Here is a 20193-nt window from a genome sequence, read left to right as displayed (position 1 = left end):
CCCGCCCACCGGTCCGCCGTCAGGCCTTCGGCCTCGCCCGGACGTGCATCCGCTCGCCCTGCCGCCCGAACAGGCTGAGCAGTTCCACCGGGCGCCCGTCCGCGCTGGTGAACCAGTGCGGGACCCGGGTGTCGAACTCGGCCGCCTCGCCGGGGCCGAGGACCACGTCGTGCTCCCCCAGCAGCAGCCGCAGCCGGCCGTCCAGCACGTACAGCCACTCGTAGCCCTCGTGCGTCCGCAGGTCCGGCTCGGTGCCACGGTCGACGATCACCAGCTTGTACGCCTGGAGCGGGCCCGGGCTGCGGGTCAGCGGGACGACCGTCCCGCCGTTCGGCAGCGCACGCGGCGTCAGCCGGACCCGGGGGTCGCCCACCTCCGGGGCGCCGACCAGTTCGTCCAACGGCACCCGGTAGGCGCCGGCGAGCGGCAGCAGCAGTTCCAGGCTCGGGCGCCGCTGGCCGGACTCCAGCCGGGACAGCGTGCTCTTGGAGATGCCGGTCGTCTCCGACAGGGCGGCGAGCGTGATGCCCCGTTTCTCCCGCAGCCGGCGGAGCCGGGGCGCCACCTCGTCGAGCACCGCCCGGTAGCCCTCTGGTTCGTCCATCCGCGCTTCCCACCTCCGTCGTCCCGGAACCGGCAACAAAGTTTGCCACCCCGACGCGCCCGGAGCACGCTCCCCCACGTGTGCCGCGCAGCGGCCACGGGACGGCCCCACCCCGGGCCGCGGAGAACGGAGTTCGGGTTGACCACCACAGACGCGGGACAGAGTCCGGCGACGGCCGGACGGGCGACGCGGGCGGACTCCGTCCGGTGGGCGCTCGCCGGCCTCTCGCTCTCCATGCTGCTGTCCTCGCTCGGCACCAGCATCGCCAACGTCGGCCTCCCGACCCTGGCCCAGGCGTTCGGCGCCTCGTTCCAGGCCGTGCAGTGGGTCGTCCTCGCCTACCTGCTGGCCGTCACCACGCTGATCGTCACCGTCGGCCGGCTCGGCGACCTGGTCGGACGGCGGCGGCTGCTGCTGGGCGGCCTGCTGCTGTTCACCGCCGCCTCCGTCCTGTGCGGTCTGGCCCCCACCCTCGGGCTGCTGGTCGCGGCCCGGGCGGCGCAGGGCCTCGGCGCGGCCGTCATGATGGCGCTCACCATGGCGTTCGTCGGGGGGATCGTCCCGAAGGAGCGGACCGGCCGCGCCATGGGGCTGCTGGGCACGATGTCCGCGGTGGGCACCGCGCTCGGCCCCACGCTGGGCGGCGTGCTGCTCGCCGGTCCCGGCTGGCGGGCGGTGTTCCTGGTCAACGTGCCGCTGGGGGTGACGGCCCTGCTGCTCGCCCGTCGCCACCTGCCGGCCGACCAGGCCGACCGAACGGCGTCCGGCGCCACCCGGGCCCGCTTCGACCACCTGGGCACACTGCTGCTCGCCCTGACGCTCGGGGCCTACGCACTCGCCATGACCCTCGGCCGCGGACACTTCGGTGTGCTCAACCTGGCCCTGCTGGCGGCGGCGGCCGTCGGCGTCGTGCTCTTCGGACTCGCCCAGACCAGGGCGGCGGCGCCGCTGGTCCGCCCGGGCGTCCTGCGCGACCGGCGGCTGAGCGCGAGCCTGGCGATGAGTGCCCTCGTCTCCACGGTGATGATGGCGACGCTGGTGGTCGGCCCCTTCTACCTCGCCCGGACGCTCCGGCTGGACGCGGCCCTGGTCGGGCTCGCCCTGTCGGCCGGCCCGCTGGTCGCCGCCCTGACCGGGATCCCGGCCGGGCGGATCACCGACCGGTTCGGCGCGCCGCGCACCACGGCGGCCGGCCTGGCGGCCGCGTCGGCCGGCGCGCTCGCCGTCGCCCTGCTGCCGGACTCGCTCGGCGTGGCGGGCTACCTCGTGCCGGTCGCCGTCGTCACGGCCGGCTACTCGCTCTTCCAGACCGCCAACAACACGGGCGTCATGGCGGACGTCCCCGCCGACCGCCGGGGCGTCGTCTCCGGCCTGCTCAACCTGTCCCGCAACCTCGGCCTGGTCACCGGCGCCTCCCTGATGGGCGCCGTGTTCACCCTCGCCTCGGCCACCTCCGACGTCGCGACCGCGGCCCCCGGCCCGGTCGCCACCGGCATGCGCGTGACCTTCGCGGTCGCGGCGGGCCTGCTGCTGGCCGCGCTCGGACTCGCGCTCGCGCCGGCGCTCGCCGCCACGCCGCGCGCCGCCCGCCGCGGACGCCGGATCCGGACGGAGTAGGACGGAGCACGGAGTAGGACGGAGCGAGGCGGGGAACCCGACCGCGGCGGGGCGGGCCCGTGGCAAGCGGGTGGCAAGCGCGCGGCAAGCCGCCGGTAACCGGCCGGTAAGCGAGTGACGGGTGGGCGGTGAGCGGGTGGTGGGCCGCCGGTAGGCCATCGGTGAGCGGGTGGCGGGCGGGTGGCGGGCGGAGCAGCGGCAAGCCCGTCGCGCCGCCCCGGTGACACCGGCGGCACCGTTAGTGCAACAGAGTGCACAGCGAGGGCAAGGTCACACCATCCACCCCTGCTACGCCTTGCCACGGAGCGCTAACCTGCGGGCATGACGGTCCCGCCCGAAGGGCTCCCCCTGGCCGCCGAGTTCCCGGCCGCACACCGAGAGCAGTGGCAGACCCTCGTCGAGGGTGTGCTGCGCAAGTCCGGTGCGCAGCACGCGGACGGCGCAGCGGCCGAGCAGGCGCTCACCACCGCACTCCAGGACGGGCTGCGCGCCCGCCCGCTGTACACCGCCGAGGACGGCCCCGCCGACCCCGGCCTCCCCGGCTTCCCGCCGTTCGTCCGCGGCAGCCGGCCCCAGGGCTGTTCGGTCACGGGCTGGGACATCCGTCAGCGGCACGCCCATCCGGACGCCCGGCGGACCAACGAGGCGGTGCTGGCCGACCTGGAGCACGGCGGAGGCTCGCTCTGGCTGGAGCTCGGCGGGAACGGCCTGCCGGTCGCCTCGCTGCCCGAGGCGCTGACCGGCGTCTACCTCGACCTGGCCGGTGTGGTGCTCGACGCGGGGCCCGAATTCCCGGACGCGGCCGAACAGTTGTTCCAGCTCTACCAGGTTCGCGAGGTCTCCCCCAGCGCCGCCGCGGGCAACCTCGGCGCCGACCCGCTCGGTCTGCAGGCCCGCACCGGGGAGGCCGGACGGACCGACGCACTGCTCGCCGCGGCGACCGCCCTCGCCGCCCGCTGCGCCGGGGACTACCCGGGCCTGCGCGCACTGACCGTCGACGCCCTGCCGTACCACGAGGCCGGCGCCTCGCCCGCGCAGGAGCTCGGCGCCTCGCTGGCCACCGGCGTCGCCTACCTGCGTGCGCTGACCGCCGCCGGGCTGTCCGTGGACGCCGCGCTGGGCCAGCTGGAGTTCCGCTACGCGGCCGACGCCGACCAGTTCCTGACGATCGCCAAGTTCCGGGCCGCGCGCCGGCTCTGGTCCCGGGTCGCCGAGGTGTCCGGCGCCGCCGCGGAGTCCTCCGCACAGCGCCAGCACGCCGTCACCTCCGCGGTGATGATGACCGCCCGCGACCCGTGGGTGAACATGCTCCGCACCACGATCGCCTGCCTGGCCGCCGGGGTCGGCGGGGCGGACGCGGTGAGCGTCCAGCCGTTCGACAGCGCGCTCGGCCTGCCGGACGCCTTCGCCCGCCGGATCGCCCGCAACACCCAGTCCATCCTCCTGGAGGAGTCGCACCTGGCCCGGGTCGTCGACCCGGCCGGCGGCTCCTGGTACGTGGAGCGGCTGACCGACGAGCTGGCGCACGCAGCCTGGGAGTGGTTCCAGGAGATCGAGCGCGCCGGCGGGCTGCGGTCCGCACTGGAGTCCGGGCTGGTCGGCGAGCGGATCGCGGCCACCTGGGCGGAGCGCTCGGTGCGACTGGCCAAGCGGCGCGAACCGGTCACCGGCGTCAGCGAGTTCCCGAACCTGGGCGAGCAGTCGCCGGTCCGCGAGCCGGCCCCGGCCGCACCGGGCGGCGGGCTGCCGAGGGTGCGCCGCGCGGAGGCGTACGAGGCCCTGCGGGACCGCTCGGACGCGTACCTCGCGGCCACCGGCGCCCGGCCCGGGCTCTTCCTCGCCTCGATCGGCTCCGCCGCAGCGCACACCGCGCGCACCACCTTCGCCGCCAACCTGTTCCAGGCCGGCGGCATCGCGACCACCTCGGTGGAGGGCACCGAACCCGCCGCGTTCGCCGAGGCGTTCGCCGCCTCGGGCGCGCGGGTCGCCTGCCTCTGCTCCAGCGACGCGCTGTACGGCGAGCGGGCCGAGGCCGTCGCCGCCGCGCTCAAGGCGGCCGGCGCGCAGCGGGTGCTGCTCGCGGGGCGGCCCGGCGAGCAGCGTGAGGCGTACCTGGCGGCCGGCGTGGACGAGTTCGTCTTCGCGGGCGGCGACGCCGTCGCGACCCTGACCGCCCTGCTGGACCGGATCACCGACGAGATCCCCGTGGAAAGCCTCGACGAAAGCGGAGTGGCGTGATGATCCCCGACTTCACCGGAATCGGGCTGGACGGGGACGCCGGCGCGGACGTCACCGACGGCCAGTGGCGCAACGCCTGGCGGCAGGCCACCGGCAAGGACGTCGACGAGCTGCTCTGGGACACCCCCGAGGGCATCGGCGTCAAGCCGCTGTACACCTCCGCCGACCTGGCCGGCCTGGACTTCCTGGACACCTACCCGGGTATCGCCCCGTACCTGCGCGGCCCGTACCCGACGATGTACGTCAACCAGCCGTGGACGGTCCGTCAGTACGCGGGCTTCTCCACCGCGGAGGAGTCCAACGCCTTCTACCGCCGGAACCTGGCCGCCGGTCAGAAGGGCCTCTCGGTCGCCTTCGACCTGCCGACCCACCGCGGCTACGACAGCGACCACCCGCGCGTCACCGGCGACGTCGGCATGGCGGGCGTGGCGATCGACTCCATCTACGACATGCGCCAGCTCTTCGACGGCATCCCGCTGGACCGCATGTCGGTGTCGATGACCATGAACGGCGCGGTGCTGCCCGTGCTGGCGCTGTACATCGTCGCGGCCGAGGAGCAGGGGGTGCCGCCCGAGAAGCTGGCGGGGACCATCCAGAACGACATCCTCAAGGAGTTCATGGTCCGCAACACCTACATCTACCCGCCGCAGCCGTCGATGCGGATCATCTCGGACATCTTCGCGTACACCTCGCAGAAGATGCCCCGGTACAACTCGATCTCCATCTCCGGCTACCACATCCAGGAGGCCGGGGCCACGGCCGACCTGGAGCTGGCCTACACCCTCGCCGACGGCGTGGAGTACCTGCGGGCCGGACTGGACGTCGGGCTGGACGTGGACGCGTTCGCGCCGCGCCTCTCGTTCTTCTGGGCCATCGGCATGAACTTCTTCATGGAGGTGGCCAAGCTCCGCGCGGCCCGCCTGCTCTGGGCCAAGCTGGTCAAGCAGTTCGACCCGAAGAACGCCAAGTCGCTCTCGCTGCGCACCCATTCGCAGACCTCCGGCTGGTCGCTGACCGCCCAGGACGTGTTCAACAACGTCGCCCGCACCTGTGTCGAGGCGATGGCCGCCACCCAGGGCCACACCCAGTCGCTGCACACCAACGCGCTGGACGAGGCGCTCGCGCTGCCGACCGACTTCTCGGCCCGGATCGCCCGCAACACCCAGCTGCTGCTCCAGCAGGAGTCCGGCACCTGCCGGGCCATCGACCCGTGGGGCGGCTCGGCGTACGTCGAGAAGCTCACCCACGACCTCGCCAACCGTGCCTGGCAGCACATCCAGGAGGTCGAGGCCGCCGGCGGCATGGCCAAGGCGATCGACGCGGGCATCCCCAAGCTCCGCGTCGAGGAGGCCGCCGCCCGCACCCAGGCCCGGATCGACTCCGGCCGCCAGCCGGTGATCGGCGTCAACAAGTACCGGGTGGAGAGCGACGAGCAGATCGAGGTGCTCAAGGTCGACAACTCCTCGGTGCGCACCCGGCAGATCGAGAAGCTCCGCCGCCTGCGCGACGAGCGCGACGAGGCCGCCACCCAGGCCGCCCTGCACGCGCTGACCCGCGCCGCCGAGGCCGGCCCGCAGCGCGGCGGATCGCTGGACGGCAACCTGCTCCACCTCGCGGTGAACGCGGCCCGCGCCATGGCCACCGTCGGGGAGATCTCGGACGCCCTGGAGAAGGTGTACGGCCGGCACTCGGGCCAGATCCGTACCATCTCGGGTGTGTACCGAGACGAAGCGGGCCAGTCGGCGCCCCTCCAGCGCACCCGGGACCTGGTCGAGCGGTTCGAGCGGGCCGAGGGCCGCCGACCGCGCATCCTGGTCGCCAAGATGGGCCAGGACGGCCACGACCGCGGCCAGAAGGTGATCGCCACCGCCTTCGCCGACCTCGGCTTCACGGTGGACGTCGGCCCGCTGTTCCAGACGCCCGCCGAGGTGGCCCGCCAGGCGGTCGAGGCGGACGTGCACATCGTCGGCGTCTCCTCGCTGGCGGCCGGGCACCTCACGCTGGTGCCGGCGCTGCGCGCCGAGCTGGCCGAGGCCGGCCGGGAGGACATCACCATCGTGGTCGGCGGGGTGATCCCCCCGCAGGACTTCGAGGCGCTGTACGCGGCGGGTGCCGCGGCGGTCTTCCCGCCCGGCACGGTGATCCCGGACGCCGCCTACGACCTCCTGGAGTCGCTCGCCGCCGACCTCGGCCACGAGCTCTGAGGCGCTGAGCGATGGCGCCCCGGACGATCGACCTCGACAGCTACGCGACGGGCGTGCGGGAGGGCTCGCGCGCCTACGTCGCGCGGGCCATCACCCTCGTCGAGTCCACCCGGCCCGACCACCGCGCGCTGGCGCAGCAGCTGCTGACGATGCTGCTGCCGCACGCGGGCGGGGCGGTCCGGGTGGGCATCACCGGGGTCCCCGGTGTCGGCAAGTCGACCTTCATCGATGCCTTCGGCACCATGCTCACCGGACTCGGCCACCGGGTCGCGGTGCTCGCCGTCGACCCGACCTCCAGCCGGACCGGCGGTTCCATCCTGGGTGACAAGACCCGGATGGAGCGCCTCGCCGTCGACCCGGCCGCGTTCGTCCGCCCGTCCCCCACCTCCGGCACGCTCGGCGGGGTGGCCCGGGCCACCCGGGAGTCGATGGTGGTGATGGAGGCCGCCGGCTACGACGTCGTGCTGATCGAGACGGTCGGCGTCGGACAGTCGGAGACCGCGGTCGCGGGCATGGTGGACAGCTTCCTGCTGCTCAGTCTGGCCCGCACCGGTGACCAGTTGCAGGGCATCAAGAAGGGCGTGCTGGAGCTCGCCGACGTGATCGCGGTCAACAAGGCGGACGGCCCGCACGAGACCGAGGCCCGTGCGGCGGCCCGCGAACTCGCCGGCGCGCTGAGGCTGTTGCAGGCCCCGGACGCGCCGTGGACGCCCCCGGTGCTGACCTGTTCCGGCCGCGACGGCAGCGGGCTGGACACCCTCTGGGAGCGGCTCCAGCAGCACCGCAAGGTGCTGGACGCGACCGGCGCGCTGGCCGCCAAGCGGCGCGACCAGCAGGTCGAGTGGACCTGGGCGATGGTGCACGACCAGCTCCTCGCCCGGCTGCACGCCCACCCGGAGGTCCGCCGGCTCGCCCCCGCCCTGGAACACCGGGTCCGCGAGGGCACCCTGCCGGCCGGGCTCGCGGCCCAGCGGATCCTGGACGCCTTCCGGACGCCCGACGAGGACTGACGAGGACCGACGGCCGGGGGCGCCCCGGCGGGAGCCCGGGGCGGGGCGACGTCCCGCCGACGGCCCGCCACGGCGTCCCACGGAGCGCCGTGACACGGAGAGGCCCCCGACCGGGCAGGTAGCCGGTCGGGGGCCTTCCGTCACCCGCCCTCGCGGGTCAGGTGCTCACGGGCGGTTCACCCGGAAGGTCAGGCGCTCGTGACCGCCGCGAAGCGGGTCGAGACGTCCTGCCAGTTGACGACGTCCCACAGACGGGTGACGTAGTCCGGGCGCACGTTGCGGTACTGCAGGTAGTACGCGTGCTCCCAGGCGTCGAAGGCCAGCAGCGGGGTGGTGCCCTGGCCGACGTTGCCGTGGTGGTCGTAGACCTGCTCGACGACCAGGCGCTGACCCAGCGGCTCCCAGGAGAGGATGCCCCAGCCGGAACCCTGCACACCGACGGTCGCGGTGGTCAGCTGCTTCTTGAAGGCCTCGAACGAACCGAAGTGCTCGGTGATCGCGTCGGCGAGGGCGCCGTCGGGACGGTCGCCGCCCTCCGGGGAGAGGTTCTCCCAGAACAGCGAGTGCAGCACGTGGCCGGAGAGGTGGAAGGCGAAGGTCTTCTGGAGACCGACCAGGCCGCCGAACTGCTCCTTGTCACGGGCCTCGGCCAGCTGCTCAAGGGTGTCGTTGGCGCCCTTGACGTACGCCGCGTGGTGCTTCGAGTGGTGCAGCTCCAGGATCTCGGCGGACATCGCGCGCTCAAGAGCGGAGTAGTCGTACGGCAGGTCGGGAAGCGAGTAGGTGCCCATCAGGACACGGCCCCTTTCGGCGAGTTCAACGGTGACGATCGTGCCGGAAACACACTATTGCGTATCGGTTGCAGAAACTAAGCAAGGGCTCCTGCGTATTCCTCACACCCCGGGGATCGTCACCCTTCACTCCTATTGCACAATGGTTGCAGGTACGCACTTTCAGCAGCAAGGGCGGGTGGACGACGGTGACCGGATCGCCGGTGGTACTGGGCATCGAGTCGTCCTGCGACGAGACCGGGGCCGGGCTCGTGCAGGACGGGCGGCTGCTCGGCCAGGCGGTGGCCTCCAGCATGGACGAACACGCCCGCTACGGCGGCGTGGTGCCGGAGATCGCCGCCCGGGCGCACGTCCACGCGATGGCGCCGGTGGTCCGCGAGGCGCTGGACCGGGCCGGGCTCACCCTGGCCGACGTCGGCGCCGTGGCGGTGACGGCCGGTCCGGGCCTGTCCGGGGCGCTCCAGGTCGGGGTGGCGGCGGCCAAGGGCTACGCGTACTCGCTCGGCGTCCCGCTGTACGGCGTCCACCACCTGGCCGGGCACGTGGCCGCCGCCACGCTGGACGGCGAACCGCTGCCGAACCCGTGCGTGGTGCTCATCGTCTCCGGCGGCCACACCTCGCTCCTGCTGGTGCGCGACCTCGCCCGCGACCCGATCGTCCACCTCGGCGACACGCTGGACGACGCGGCCGGCGAGTGCTTCGACAAGGTCGCCCGGATCCTGCACCTGCCCTACCCCGGCGGGCCGGCCATCGACCGCGCCGCCCGCGACGGCGACCCGCGCGCCGTGCGCTTCCCGCGCCCGCTGACGGGCCGCAACGACGCCCCGTACGCGTTCTCCTTCTCCGGCCTCAAGACCGCCGCCGCCCGTTGGGTCGAGGCGCACCGCGCGGCCGGCACCGAGCCGCACGTCCCGGACGCGGCCGCCGCGCTCCAGGAGGCGATCGCCGACGTGCTGACCCGCAAGGCCGTCAGGGCCTGCACCGACCACGGGATCCGGACCCTGGTGGTGGTCGGCGGCGTCGCGGCCAACTCGCGGGTCCGGGAGCTGGCCGAGCGGCGCTGCGCCTCCGCCGGGATCACCCTGCGGGTGCCGCCGCTGCGGCTGTGCACCGACAACGGGGCGATGGTCGCGGCCATCGGCGACCTGCTGGTCCGGGCCGGCGCCGAGCCCGCGCCGGCCGACCTGTCGATCGACCCGTCGGCGCCGCTGGAGTTCGCGGCGCTCACGCCGCTCGCGGCCCCGCGGGCCGCCTGACCCCGACCGCACACCGGCGCGCCCGCACACTCGCGCGCCCGCACGCCCCTCGGTCACACCGGCGGCCGAGGGGCCGGCACGCCTGCGGTCTGACAGCCCTCTGACAACGTTTCGGTTGCGACGGTGGACAAACCCCGTCCGGGCCCTTCCCGACACGATGCGACATGTGCCATTTTACATGTCACACATCGAGTGGCCGCGTCCCCCAACTACGCGGCCCCGAACGGCCCCGGAGGCCCCCACAGATGCGTCCCTTCCGCATATCCAAGGCCGGCGCGCGCAGACTCCCTGCGCTCGGCGCCGCCTTCTTCATCGCCCTCGGCCTGTTCGCACCGCAGAGCCAGGCCGCCCCGGCCGGCGCGGCCTCCCCCGCGGCCAGGGCCGCCACCGGAGTCACCTCCGCGCCCGCGCCGAAGGCGATCCCGGTGCCCAAGTCCCCCGACGCCGACACCGGCAACCGCCCGCTCGCCTCCGAGAGCGCCGGCAAGGACACCTCCGTCCGGGCCGTCACCCCGCCCCCGGCCACCGGCGCCGCCACGAGCGCCAAGCAGTTCTCGGCCGCCCCGGCAGCGGTGGACTGCAACCTCTCCGGCGTGCTGGGCGCCTCGGGCAGCGCACTCGTCCAGTCGCTCAAGGCGCTGCCCGACGTCACCTGCACCTACCCGCTGTTCAACCTCACCGGGACGGACGCCGGGAAGGTCTTCCGCGAGGCCCAGATGGTCACCGTGGCCGACGCGCTGCGCACCGCCTCGGCCACGTACGCGGGCAACAACGGCGCGGGCATCGGCCAGCTGGTGATGTTCCTCCGCGCCGGCTACTACGTGCAGGGGAACAACGAGGCCGCCGTCGGCCCATACGGCACCGCGCTGCAGACCTCGATCCGCGGCGCGCTGGACGCCTTCTTCGCCGCCCCGCGCAGCCAGGACGTCACCGAGGCCAACGGCGCCACCCTCAACGAGGCCGTCACCCTCATCGACAGCGCCGACGAGAACGGCCGGTACGCCGGCGTCGTCAAGCGCCTGCTCGCCGGTTACGGCAGCAACTGGCCTGCCTCGATGAAGCTCGCCGTGGACCACGTCGAGTGGGTCATCGAGGGCGGGTTCGACCTGAAGTACGGCGACACCGGCTTCATCGCGGCCCTCCAGGCCGACCCGACCGTCGCCACCACCTGGGCCGCCTTCGTCACCCGCAACGCCGCCCAGCTGGACGGCGGCGACGTCGCCACCCGGATCGGCATGCAGCTCGGCAACCTGCTCACCGTCGACGCGCTGAAGGCCCAGGGCCGCCCGCTGGTCAAGGACCTGATCAACCGCTACCCGCTGGTCGGCGCCACCGGTCCGCTCACCATGAACCTGGTCTGGTTCACGGAGGACGCGGACAAGGGCAACTGCTCGTACTACGGCACCTGCGACCTGCCGACCCGGCTCGTCCCGCTGGTCCTCGTCAACACCCAGACCTGCAACCCCAACCTGCGGATCCGCGCCCAGCAGATGAGCGCCACCGAGCTGGCCGACACCTGCACCAGCCTGGTCAACCAGGACGCGTTCTTCCACAAGGTGATCAAGGACAACGGCGCCGTCCCCGGTGACCTGAACACCAACCTGGAGGTCGTCGCCTTCGACGACTACTACAACTACAAGCTGTACGCCTGGATCATGTACAACATCGACACCGACAACGGCGGCATGTACGAGGAGGGCGACCCGAGCAAGGCCGGCAACCAGGCCCGCTTCATCGCCCACGAGGCCGACTGGCTGCGCCCGCAGTTCCAGATCTGGAACCTCAACCACGAGTACACCCACTACCTCGACGGCCGCTACAACATGGGCGGCGACTTCAACGCCGGCATGACCACCCCGACCATCTGGTGGGTCGAGGGCATCGCCGAGTACGTCTCGTACCACTACCGGAACGAGCGCAACGCCGGTGCGATCGCGGAGGCCGGCAAGAAGACGTACAAGCTCAGCGAGCTGTTCGACACCGTCTACGACCAGACCCCCGACGCCGACGTCAACTCCACCCGGGTCTACCGGTGGGGCTACCTGGCGGTCCGTTACATGCTCCAGTCGCACCCCGAGGACCTGAACGCGGTGCTCGCCAAGTACCGCGCGGCCGACTGGGCCGGCGCCCGCACCCTCCTCAAGAGCACGATCGGCACCAGGTACGACGCCGACTTCGCGACCTGGCTGACCGCCTGCGCGGCCGACAACTGCGGCACCCTGCCGACCTCCCAGGCCCCGGTCTGCACCATCGCCGACCCGCGCCAGTTCGACAAGAACTGCCGCCGCGACAACCTCGCGGCCGCCACCGGCAACTACAGCTACCACTTCCTGTACCTGCCGGCCGGCGTCAAGCAGCTGACCGTCACCACCACCGGCGGCACCGGCAACGCCGACCTCTACTACGGCGGCAGCAACTGGGCCACCACCTCCTCGTACCAGGCGAAGTCCACCAACGCCGGCAACAACGAGACCCTGACGGTCAACAACCCGCCGTCCGGCTGGGTCTACTTCAGCCTCGCGGCCCAGCAGGGCTTCGGCGGCGTGAGCGCCACCACCACGTACCAGTAGTCCGCGACCGCTCGACGGCACGCGTCGCCGAGCAGCGCGTTCCCACGGACCCGGAGGGCCCCGCCGCACCGGCGGGGCCCTCCGGCCGTGTGATCTGACAACGTTTCGGTTGCGGCGAACGCCAATCCGGTCCGGGCCCTTCCCGGCGCCATGCGACATGTGCCATTTTACATGTCACACATCGATTGGCCGCGTGCCCCAACGCGCGGTCACAACGGCCCCGGAGGCCCCCACAGATGCGTCCCTCCCGGATATCAACGGCCAACGTGCGCAGACTCCCTGCGCTCGGCGCGGCCTTCTTCATCGCGCTCGGCCTGTTCACACCGCAGAGCCAGGCCGCGCCCGTCGGCGCCACGGCCCCGGCCGGCGTGAACGCCACCGGAACCACCACCTCGGCGCCGCGGTCGATCCCGGTCCCCAAGTCGCCCGAGGCCAGGAACAACAGCCCCTTCAAGCTCTCCTCGCAGGACTACGGCAAGCAGTCCGCCGTCCCCGCCGTTCCGGTCACCGAGCCCCTCAAGGCGGCCAAGCAGTTCTCGGCCGCCGCCGGGGAGCCGTGTCCCAACCTCTCCGAACTGATCAACGCCACGGGCAGCGCGTTGGTCCAGCAGCTCAAGGCACTGCCGAACGTCCCCTGCGCCTACCCGCTGTTCCAGCTCACCGGAGCCGACGCCGGCAAGGCCTTCGGCGAAGCCAAGATGGTGACCGTCGCCAACGCGCTGCGCGACGCCTCCGCGACCTACCCGGGCGACAACAGCACCTCCGTCGGGCAGTTGGTGATGTACCTGCGCGCCGGCTACTACCTCCACGAGGTCCTCCCGGACGCCGTCGGCGCCTACGGTCCGACCCTGGAGACCGCGGCCCGCGGCGCGCTCGACGCCTTCTTCGCCGCCCCGCACAGCAAGGACATCACCGACGCCAACGGCGACACCCTCAACGAGGTCGTCACGGTGATCGGCCAGACCAGGACCTTCGGCCGGTACAACGGCGTCCTCAAGTGGATGCTGAACAGCTACGACGGCAACTGGCCCCGGCTGATGAACCTCTCGCTGAAGCACTTCGACTGGCTCATCGAGGAAGGCCTCGACCCCAAGCCCGAGAAGGACGGCCAGGGCCTCAAGGCCGCGCTCAAGGCCGACTCCTCGCTCCTCGACGCCTGGTCGGGCTTCATCACCCGCAACGAGGACCTGCTGAACCGTGACGACATGGTCAGCAACATGGGCCGCTACCTCGGCTACGCCCTCGTCGTCCCCGAGCTCAAGGACCGGCTCCGGCCGCTGCTCAAGGACCTGATCAACCGGTACCCGAACGTCGGCCCCACCGCGCCGATCACCATGAACCTGGCCTGGGCCACCCGCCAGTTCGACAAGGGCAACTGCGCGGCCTACGCCATCTGCGACCTGACGGACCGCCTGCTCCCGGTCATCCTCCCGATCCAGCGCACCTGCAACACGGGCCTGAAGATCCGCGCCCAGGACATGTCCCCCGCGCAGCTGACCAGCACCTGCACCAGCCTGATCAACCAGGACGCGTACTTCCACAAGGTGATCGGCGACAAGGGCGCGATCCCCGGTGACGTGAACACCGACCTGGAGGTCGTCGCCTTCGACGACTACTACAACTACGCGCTGTACGCCTGGGCCTTCTACAACATCGACATCGACAACGGCGGCATGTACGAGGAGGGCAACCCGGCCCTGCCCGGCAACCAGGCCCGCTTCATCGCCCACGAGGCCGACTGGCTCCGCCCGACCTTCCACATCTGGAACCTCAACCACGAGTACACCCACTACCTCGACGGCCGCTACAACATGGCCGGCGACTTCGACGCCAGCCTGACCACCCCGACCATCTGGTGGGTCGAGGGCATCGCCGAGAACATCTCGTTCGGCTACCGCAACCTGCCCAACACCGACGCGATCGCCGAGGCCGCCAAGAAGACCTACAAGCTCAGCCAGCTGTTCGACACCGTCTACGGCCAGGAGGCGGACCCCGACGTCAACTCGACCCGGGTCTACAAGTGGGGCTGGCTGGCCGTCCGCTACATGCTCCAGGAGCACCGCGCGGACATCGAGACCGTGCTCACCAAGTACCGCGCCGGTGACTGGGAGGGTGCCCGCACCTTCCTGAAGCAGACCATCGGCACCAGCTACGACGCCGGCTTCGACGCCTGGCTGACCGCCTGCGCGACCAACGGCTGCGGCACGCTGCCGGACGCCCCGGTCGCCCCGACCACCCCGGTCTGCACCATCGCCGACCCGCGCCAGTTCGACAAGAACTGCCGCCGCGAGAACCTCACCGCCACCGCCGGCAACTACAGCTACCACTTCCTGTACCTGCCGGCCGGCGTCCAGCAGCTGACCGTCACCACCACCGGCGGCACCGGCAACGCCGACCTCTACTACAGCGGCAGCAACTGGGCCACCACCTCCTCGTACCAGGCGAAGTCCACCAACGCCGGCAACAACGAGACCCTGACGATCAACAACCCGCCGTCCGGCTGGGTCTACTTCAGCCTCGCCGCCGGGCAGCAGAACTTCAGCGGCGCCGGCGCCACCGTGACCTACCAGTAGGCCGCTCCACCGGAACCCCCCGGGATCCGCCGCACGAGCAGGGCCCCGCCGCACCCCTTGAACCCAGGACCGGCGGGGCCCTCCGTCATGCCGCGGCTCCCCCACCGCCCCCGGCCGACCAGGCGATCACCGGCGGGCGGACCGCCCCGCAGAGCGGGTGGCCCTTCGCGTCGGTCAGCCCGAGCCGGCCCACCAGCAGCCCGCCGCGCACCGCCGCGCCGAGGGTGGCCGGCGGGACGGCGTCCAGGAACAGCTTGGCGCGGCGGAGCAGCGCGGGGCCGTCCGGGCCCGGGGTGAGCCAGGTGAGGTAGACGAACCGGGCGCCCGGGCCGCCCTGCACGTACGGGCCCAGCAGGTCCGGGCCGGCCGGGCCGGGCTTCACGGTGCACTCCACCGTCCAGACCGCCCCGTCCGCGTCCCCCGCCACCGGGTCGAGCAGTTCCCCGGGCCTCCCCTTGCGCTGCACACCCACCTGGACGGCGGTGTACCCGGGGAACCCGGGGACCGGGGCGCAGCTGCGGCCCGGGAGGTCGGTGGCCTCGATGCGAAGGCGGACGGTGCTCGTGGTCGTGCTCGTGCTCGGCATGCCCTCATCCTGCCCGCACGCACCGACGACACCGGCTCATCGACGGCGGCTCACCCGGAACGGAGGCTCACCCGGAACGGCCGCTCACAACTCCTCCTCCGGGGGGAGCCGGTGGACGCCCGGGAGGTGGGTGTCCAGCTCGCCGGGCTCGAACCGGCACATGCCGACGGCGTGCCAGAACTCCCCGGCCACGTCGCCCTCGCACTTGTACGCACCGGAGGGCAGCAGCGCCGCCCAGCCGTCCGGGGCCCCGAGCAGGGTGGCGAGCGCGGTGGGCCGGCCGTCGGCCCGGACGCGCCAGAGCCGCACGGTGCCGTCCTCGCCGCCGCTGGCCAGCAACGAGCCGTCCGGGCTGAAGGTGACCGCGAGGATCCGGCCGGTGTGGCCGCGCAGGCCGGCCACCTGCTCGCCGGTGCGCGGGTCCCAGACCCGGACCACCCGGTCGTCCCCCGCGGTGGCGAGCAGCGGCCGGGACGGGTGGGCCGCGGCGGTCCAGAGCCGCCCGACGTGGCCGGTCAGCCGGTGCCGGACGACGCCGTCGCCCCAGATCAGGGTGGTGCCGTCCCACGAGGCGCTGGCCAGCCAGGAGCCGTCGGGTGCCGGTGAGACGGCGTACACCCGGTCGGTGTGGCCGTCGAGTTCGGCCTCGACCCGGCCGGTGTCGACGTCGGAGATCCGGACCCTGCTGTCGTCGCAGCCGGTGAACAGCCGCCGGCCGTCCGGGCTGAACGCGATGGAGCGGACCCGGCCCCGGTGCTCGCGCAGGGTGATGAGGTGGGCGCCGGTGCGGCGGTACCAGACGCGGACGGTGTCGTCGTCGTTGGCGGTGGCCACGAGGACCCCGTCGGGGCTGAACGCCTCGGCCCAGACGTGCTCGGTCTCGACGTCCATCTCGCGCAGGTACTCGCCGGTCCGGGCGTTCCAGAGGCAGAGGTCGCCGTCGTTGGTGGCGGTGGCCAGGATCGCCTCCTCCGGGCTGAACTCGGCGGAGACCAGCCGGCTGCTGCGGCCGGAGAGTTCGCGCACCCGGCGGCCCGTGGCCGGCTCCCAGAGCCGGACCACGCCGTCGTTGCCGCCGGCCGCCAGCAGGGTGCCGTCACCGCTGAAGCTGAGCGAGCCGATCCGGCGGCCGTGGCCGCGCAGCAGCTGGCGGCTGCGGCCGGAGGCCGGGTCCCAGAGCCGGACCAGTCCGTCGTTCCCGCCGGTGACCAGCAGGGCGTCGGTCTCCGCGCTGCCCCGGCCCGCGCCCGGGCGGAACCGGCAGGCCCAGACCGAGCCCCGGTGCTCGGGCGGCTGACGGCGCAGCGGCACCACCTCGTGGCCGCCCCGGGCCGCCGGCTCCCCGCCCGACCGACCGGCGCCGTCCGCCCGGGGGATCCGGGTGACCCGCCAGATCCGCACCCCGCCGTCGCTGTCGCTCGCGGCGAGCCGGGTGCCGGCCTCGTCGAAGGTGACCTGGTAGATCTTGCCGGTCGAGTCCTCGGGCCGGCCGGCGGTCGTGCCGTCGAGCGGGTTCCAGAGCCGGACCTGGCCCTCGGTGTCGCCGCTGGCGAGCAGGTCGCCGTCGGGGTGGAAGGCCAGCGTGTAGATCCGCCCGGCGTGGCCCGGCAGGGTGTGCAGCAGGCGTCGTCCGGCCGCCTCCCAGATCCGCACGGTGCCGCCGGTGCCGTCGCCGCCGTCGGCGGTGGCGATCAGGGTGCCGTCCGGGCTGAACGCGCACCGGTAGACGGTGCCCCGGTGGCCGGGGAGCACGGCGAGCCGCCGGCCGGTGGCGGTGGACCAGAGCCGCGCCCCGCCGCCCTGGTCACCGGTGACCAGTTGGGCGCCGTCGGGGCTGAACACCGCCGTGTAGACGGGCGCGTCGTGACCGGGCAGGCGGTGCAGCGGGCGGCCGGTGCCGGTGTCCCAGAGGGTGACCACGCCGTTCGGGTCGCCGGTGGCGACCAGTCGGCCGGACGGCCCGAGGGAGACCGGCCAGACCCCGCCGGCGTGGACGTCGAGGCGGTGCCGGCACTCCCCGGAGACCTGGTCCCAGAGCCGGACGGTGCCGTCGGCGCTGCCGGTGGCCAGCACGTCACCGGCGAACTTGACCGCGTAGACCCGGCCGATGTGGTCCTTGAGGGTCCGCAGGGCGACCCCGGTGACGGCGTCGCAGACCAGCACGCTGCCGTCCTCGCTGCCGACCGCGAGCAACCGGCCGTCGGGGCTGAAGGCGACGGGTTCGGGCAGCCGGGTGGAGCGCACGTCGAACCCGTACGGGACGCCGACCTCGGAGGGGCTGAACCCGGCCTCGACGGGCAGCCCCGGGGCGATGGCGGCGGCCCGCAGCTCGGGCGCGGCCAGCACCTCCGGGTCGGTGACGGCGGAGATCAGCGCGGCCCGCTGCCACCGGCTCCCGCGCAGCCGGGCGGCGCGCAGGTCGGTGCGGACCAGGCGGGCGCCGCGCAGGTCGGCGGAGCGCAGGTCGGCGCCGGACAGGTCGGCGCCGTCGAGCCGGGCGCCCGCCAGGGTCGCGCCGCGCAGGTCGGCGCCGGACAGGTCGGCCCCGAGCAGGCGGGCGTCGGTCAGGTCGGCGCCGGACAGGTCGACGCCGGACAGGTCGCGGTGCGAGAGGTCCTCGCCGGCCAGCGTGGCGCCGCGCAGGTCGGTGTGCGCGGGCACCCGCAGCCGGTCCAGCACCTTGACCGCGTTGAGCCGGGCCGCCTCGCCGCCCTCGTGGGCGCCGTCCAGGACGGACCGGGCCCAGCGCTGGCAGACCTGGTGGTCCGCGAGGTCGCAGAGGAACTCGACGGCGAGCCGGCTGAGCGGTCCGCGGGCGAGCAGCTCGGTCTCGCCGCGCTCCAGGGCGGCCGCGGCGGCCCGGGCCACCAGCCACTCCACCACCGAGCCGTGGATGAAGTGGAACATGCCCTCGTCGGAGCGGATCAGCAGGCTGCCGGAGCCGACCGCGTGCGCGAACTGCGAGGTGGGCATCGGGTTCTCCGCCAGACCGCTCAGCACCCCGGCGATGTCCACGATCTCGTCGAGCGCCATGGAGACCCGGCCGCTCTCCCAGAGCCGCACCGCGAGCAGCGTGACGGCCTGCCAGAGCTGGTCCAGGCGCAGGCCGGGGGCGGCGCCCGGGCCGCCGTGGCCGCGCTGCTCCTCGAACCTCAGCCAGGAGGTGAAGACCTCCTGGTAGAGGCCGGCGGCGCTGAGCGCCCGGCCGGCGCCCGCCACGGCGCGCAGCCGGTCGTGGTCGAGGTCGGCGACGAAGCTGAGCAGCCGGGGGTTGCGGCAGAGCGCGAGCAGGTCGGGGATCGCTTCCAGCAGCCGCATCCGGCGGGCCGCGGCGTCCGGGTCGCCGTACCGGTTGGCGAGGTAGCCGCGGATCTGGTGCGGGGTGAAGTCCTGGACGGCGACCAGCCGGCGCTGCGGGAGCAGGCCGACCCGCTCGCCGAGCGCGGTGAGCACCTGCTCGTGCGAGCTGAAGTGCTGGGTGCGGCTGGTGACGACGATCTTGGCGTTGTCGACGGCGGCGTCCAGCAGCACCTGGAGGTGGTCGGCGGCGCGCTCGTAGCTGACCCGGTTGACCAGTTCGTCGAAGCCGTCGAAGAGCAGGACGACGCGGCCCTGCCGGAGCATGTAGCGGAACGCCCGCAGGTCGAGGGTGTCGATGCCGTGCTCGGTGAGGTGGGCGGCGACCAGGCCGTCCAGCGAGTGCGCCTTGTCGAGCGCGCTCAGGTCGATGAACAGCGGCGCCAGATGCGGGAGTTCGGCGGGGATGCGGCGGGCCGTCTCGCGCAGCGCGAAGGTCTTGCCGCGGCCGAAGTCCCCGAGCAGCAGGACGAACCGGCCGTGGTCGGAGTCGAGCAGCCGGAGCAGCTCGTCGACCAGGCCCTCGCGCTCCTGGACGCCGGGGCGCTCGGCGTCCCGGAAGCGCTGCGGCAGGTAGAGGCCGGGCTGGTACTGGCTGTCGGTGCTGAGCCGCTCGCTCTGGGCGGAGACGTAGTCGCGCAGGTCCAGCAGGCCCTGGAACTCCACGAAGCTGCGCAGCCGCACCCCCCGGCGCCGGGCCCGCTCGCGCAGCACCCGGGGCGGCGGCGGGCCGTCGTGGACGAGTTCGGCGTCCAGGCCGGCGCCGTCGGCGTGCACCTCGTCGGCGAAGCGGTCGACGTCCTCCACGGTCGGGGTCCGCACGCTGACCGCCACCCGCTGCTGGCGGACCAGGCCGGACTCGGCCCAGGTGACGAAGAGCTGCGGCGGGGATCCGGCCACCTCCCGGATCTGGGCACCCTGGTGGCGGGTGCGGCAAACCTCGGCGACCCGGGCCAGCAGGGCGTCCACCGGCGAGGTCAGCCTGCGGGTCTCGCGCTCCGCCCCGGCGGCGGGGCGGGCCTCGTCCACCTGCGGCGGTTCGACGGTCGGGGCCGGGCCGGCCGGCTCGGGCACCGGGAACGCCCGCCCGGCCCGGCGCCAGGGGACGGCCACCTGCTGGGGCTCGGCGTCCGGGGCGGACCAGCGGGTCAGCCCGTCGCGGGTGAGCCGGAGCAACTGGTGGCCGCCCGCGGCCGGGGCCCCGACCACGGTCACCTCGCCGGCCGAGGTGGTGAGCGGCCCGACGGCGCCGCGGGCGGCGGCCGGGCCGTGCAGCAGCAGGTGGAGCCGGGGCGCGGTCAGCCGGGTGAACCGGTCGACGTCGCGGAGCGGTTCGGCGTCCGGGCCGCCGCGGGCCGGGCGGGCGGCGGTCGGCCGGGAGCCGGCC

Annotated in this window: 11 protein-coding genes; 7 read left to right on the top strand and 4 right to left on the bottom strand. The window is 73.6% G+C overall.

Annotated elements, in window-relative coordinates; all coding sequences use genetic code 11:
• Positions 1 to 19 precede the first annotated feature (19 nt).
• Positions 20 to 604, bottom strand: coding sequence for a helix-turn-helix domain-containing protein (locus ABZY91_RS12935; protein WP_355402027.1), 585 nt, complete (start codon positions 602 to 604; stop codon positions 20 to 22).
• A gap of 138 nt (positions 605 to 742) precedes the next feature.
• On the opposite strand from ABZY91_RS12935, the gene ABZY91_RS12930 reads away from it, so the two are divergent.
• From ABZY91_RS12930 to meaB, 4 genes are all read left to right on the top strand, one after another.
• A complete protein-coding gene (locus tag ABZY91_RS12930) occupies positions 743 to 2221 on the top strand; it encodes an MFS transporter (RefSeq protein ID WP_355402025.1) in 1479 nt (492 codons plus the stop codon).
• Positions 2222 to 2542: 321 nt separating this feature from the next.
• A complete protein-coding gene (locus ABZY91_RS12925; RefSeq protein ID WP_355402023.1) occupies positions 2543 to 4459 on the top strand; it encodes a methylmalonyl-CoA mutase family protein in 1917 nt (638 codons plus the stop codon).
• The gene (gene scpA, locus ABZY91_RS12920) at positions 4459 to 6663 is read left to right on the top strand and encodes a methylmalonyl-CoA mutase (protein WP_329876728.1); all 2205 of its coding nucleotides are present in this window, start codon (positions 4459 to 4461) and stop codon (positions 6661 to 6663) included. Before ABZY91_RS12925 ends, scpA begins: the two co-directional genes overlap by 1 nt.
• Positions 6664 to 6674: 11 nt before the next feature.
• Positions 6675 to 7673, top strand: a complete 999-nt coding sequence (gene meaB / locus ABZY91_RS12915) for a methylmalonyl Co-A mutase-associated GTPase MeaB (RefSeq protein WP_329876730.1) — start codon at positions 6675 to 6677, stop codon at positions 7671 to 7673.
• A 188-nt stretch (positions 7674 to 7861) separates the two neighbouring features.
• Here meaB and ABZY91_RS12910 read toward each other — a convergent pair whose 3' ends face one another.
• Positions 7862 to 8464: a superoxide dismutase gene (locus ABZY91_RS12910; protein ID WP_329876732.1), complete on the bottom strand. Its 603-nt coding sequence runs from the start codon at positions 8462 to 8464 to the stop codon at positions 7862 to 7864.
• 203 nt (positions 8465 to 8667) lie between these two features.
• Between ABZY91_RS12910 and tsaD the strand changes: the two genes are divergently transcribed.
• The 3 genes from tsaD (at position 8668) to ABZY91_RS12895 (ending at position 14863) form a co-directional block, all read left to right on the top strand.
• The gene (tsaD, locus tag ABZY91_RS12905) at positions 8668 to 9720 is read left to right on the top strand and encodes a tRNA (adenosine(37)-N6)-threonylcarbamoyltransferase complex transferase subunit TsaD (protein WP_355402116.1); all 1053 of its coding nucleotides are present in this window, start codon (positions 8668 to 8670) and stop codon (positions 9718 to 9720) included.
• A gap of 245 nt (positions 9721 to 9965) precedes the next feature.
• Positions 9966 to 12290, top strand: coding sequence for a collagenase (locus ABZY91_RS12900; protein ID WP_355402020.1), 2325 nt, complete (start codon positions 9966 to 9968; stop codon positions 12288 to 12290).
• A 266-nt stretch (positions 12291 to 12556) separates the two neighbouring features.
• Entirely contained in the window at positions 12557 to 14863 is a 2307-nt protein-coding gene (locus ABZY91_RS12895) for a collagenase (RefSeq protein WP_355402018.1), read from the top strand.
• Positions 14864 to 14948: 85 nt separating this feature from the next.
• On the opposite strand, the gene ABZY91_RS12890 is transcribed toward ABZY91_RS12895, so the two are convergent.
• On the bottom strand, positions 14949 to 15449 hold the full coding sequence (locus ABZY91_RS12890) for a DUF5990 family protein (protein WP_355402016.1): 501 nt from the start codon (positions 15447 to 15449) through the stop codon (positions 14949 to 14951).
• 84 nt (positions 15450 to 15533) lie between these two features.
• A partial coding sequence (locus ABZY91_RS12885) for a pentapeptide repeat-containing protein (protein WP_355402014.1) occupies positions 15534 to 20193 on the bottom strand: 4660 nt, incomplete at its 5' end.

It is taken from the genome of Kitasatospora sp. NPDC002965, assembly GCF_040611255.1.
GTDB lineage: Bacteria > Actinomycetota > Actinomycetes > Streptomycetales > Streptomycetaceae > Kitasatospora.
Note: the sequence above shows the minus strand (reverse complement) of the source record. Positions and strands in the feature narration are given on the sequence as shown.

Excerpts from the sequence above, each read along its gene's own strand:
- ABZY91_RS12935 (WP_355402027.1), bottom strand. The coding sequence starts at position 604 with ATGGACGAACCAGAGGGCTACCGGGCGGTGCTCGACGAGGTGGCGCCC.
- scpA (WP_329876728.1), top strand. The coding sequence starts at position 4,459 with ATGATCCCCGACTTCACCGGAATCGGGCTGGACGGGGACGCCGGCGCG.
- meaB (WP_329876730.1), top strand. The coding sequence starts at position 6,675 with ATGGCGCCCCGGACGATCGACCTCGACAGCTACGCGACGGGCGTGCGG.
- ABZY91_RS12910 (WP_329876732.1), bottom strand. The coding sequence starts at position 8,464 with ATGGGCACCTACTCGCTTCCCGACCTGCCGTACGACTACTCCGCTCTT.
- ABZY91_RS12900 (WP_355402020.1), top strand. The coding sequence starts at position 9,966 with ATGCGTCCCTTCCGCATATCCAAGGCCGGCGCGCGCAGACTCCCTGCG.
- ABZY91_RS12925 (WP_355402023.1), top strand. The coding sequence starts at position 2,543 with ATGACGGTCCCGCCCGAAGGGCTCCCCCTGGCCGCCGAGTTCCCGGCC.
- ABZY91_RS12890 (WP_355402016.1), bottom strand. The coding sequence starts at position 15,449 with ATGCCGAGCACGAGCACGACCACGAGCACCGTCCGCCTTCGCATCGAG.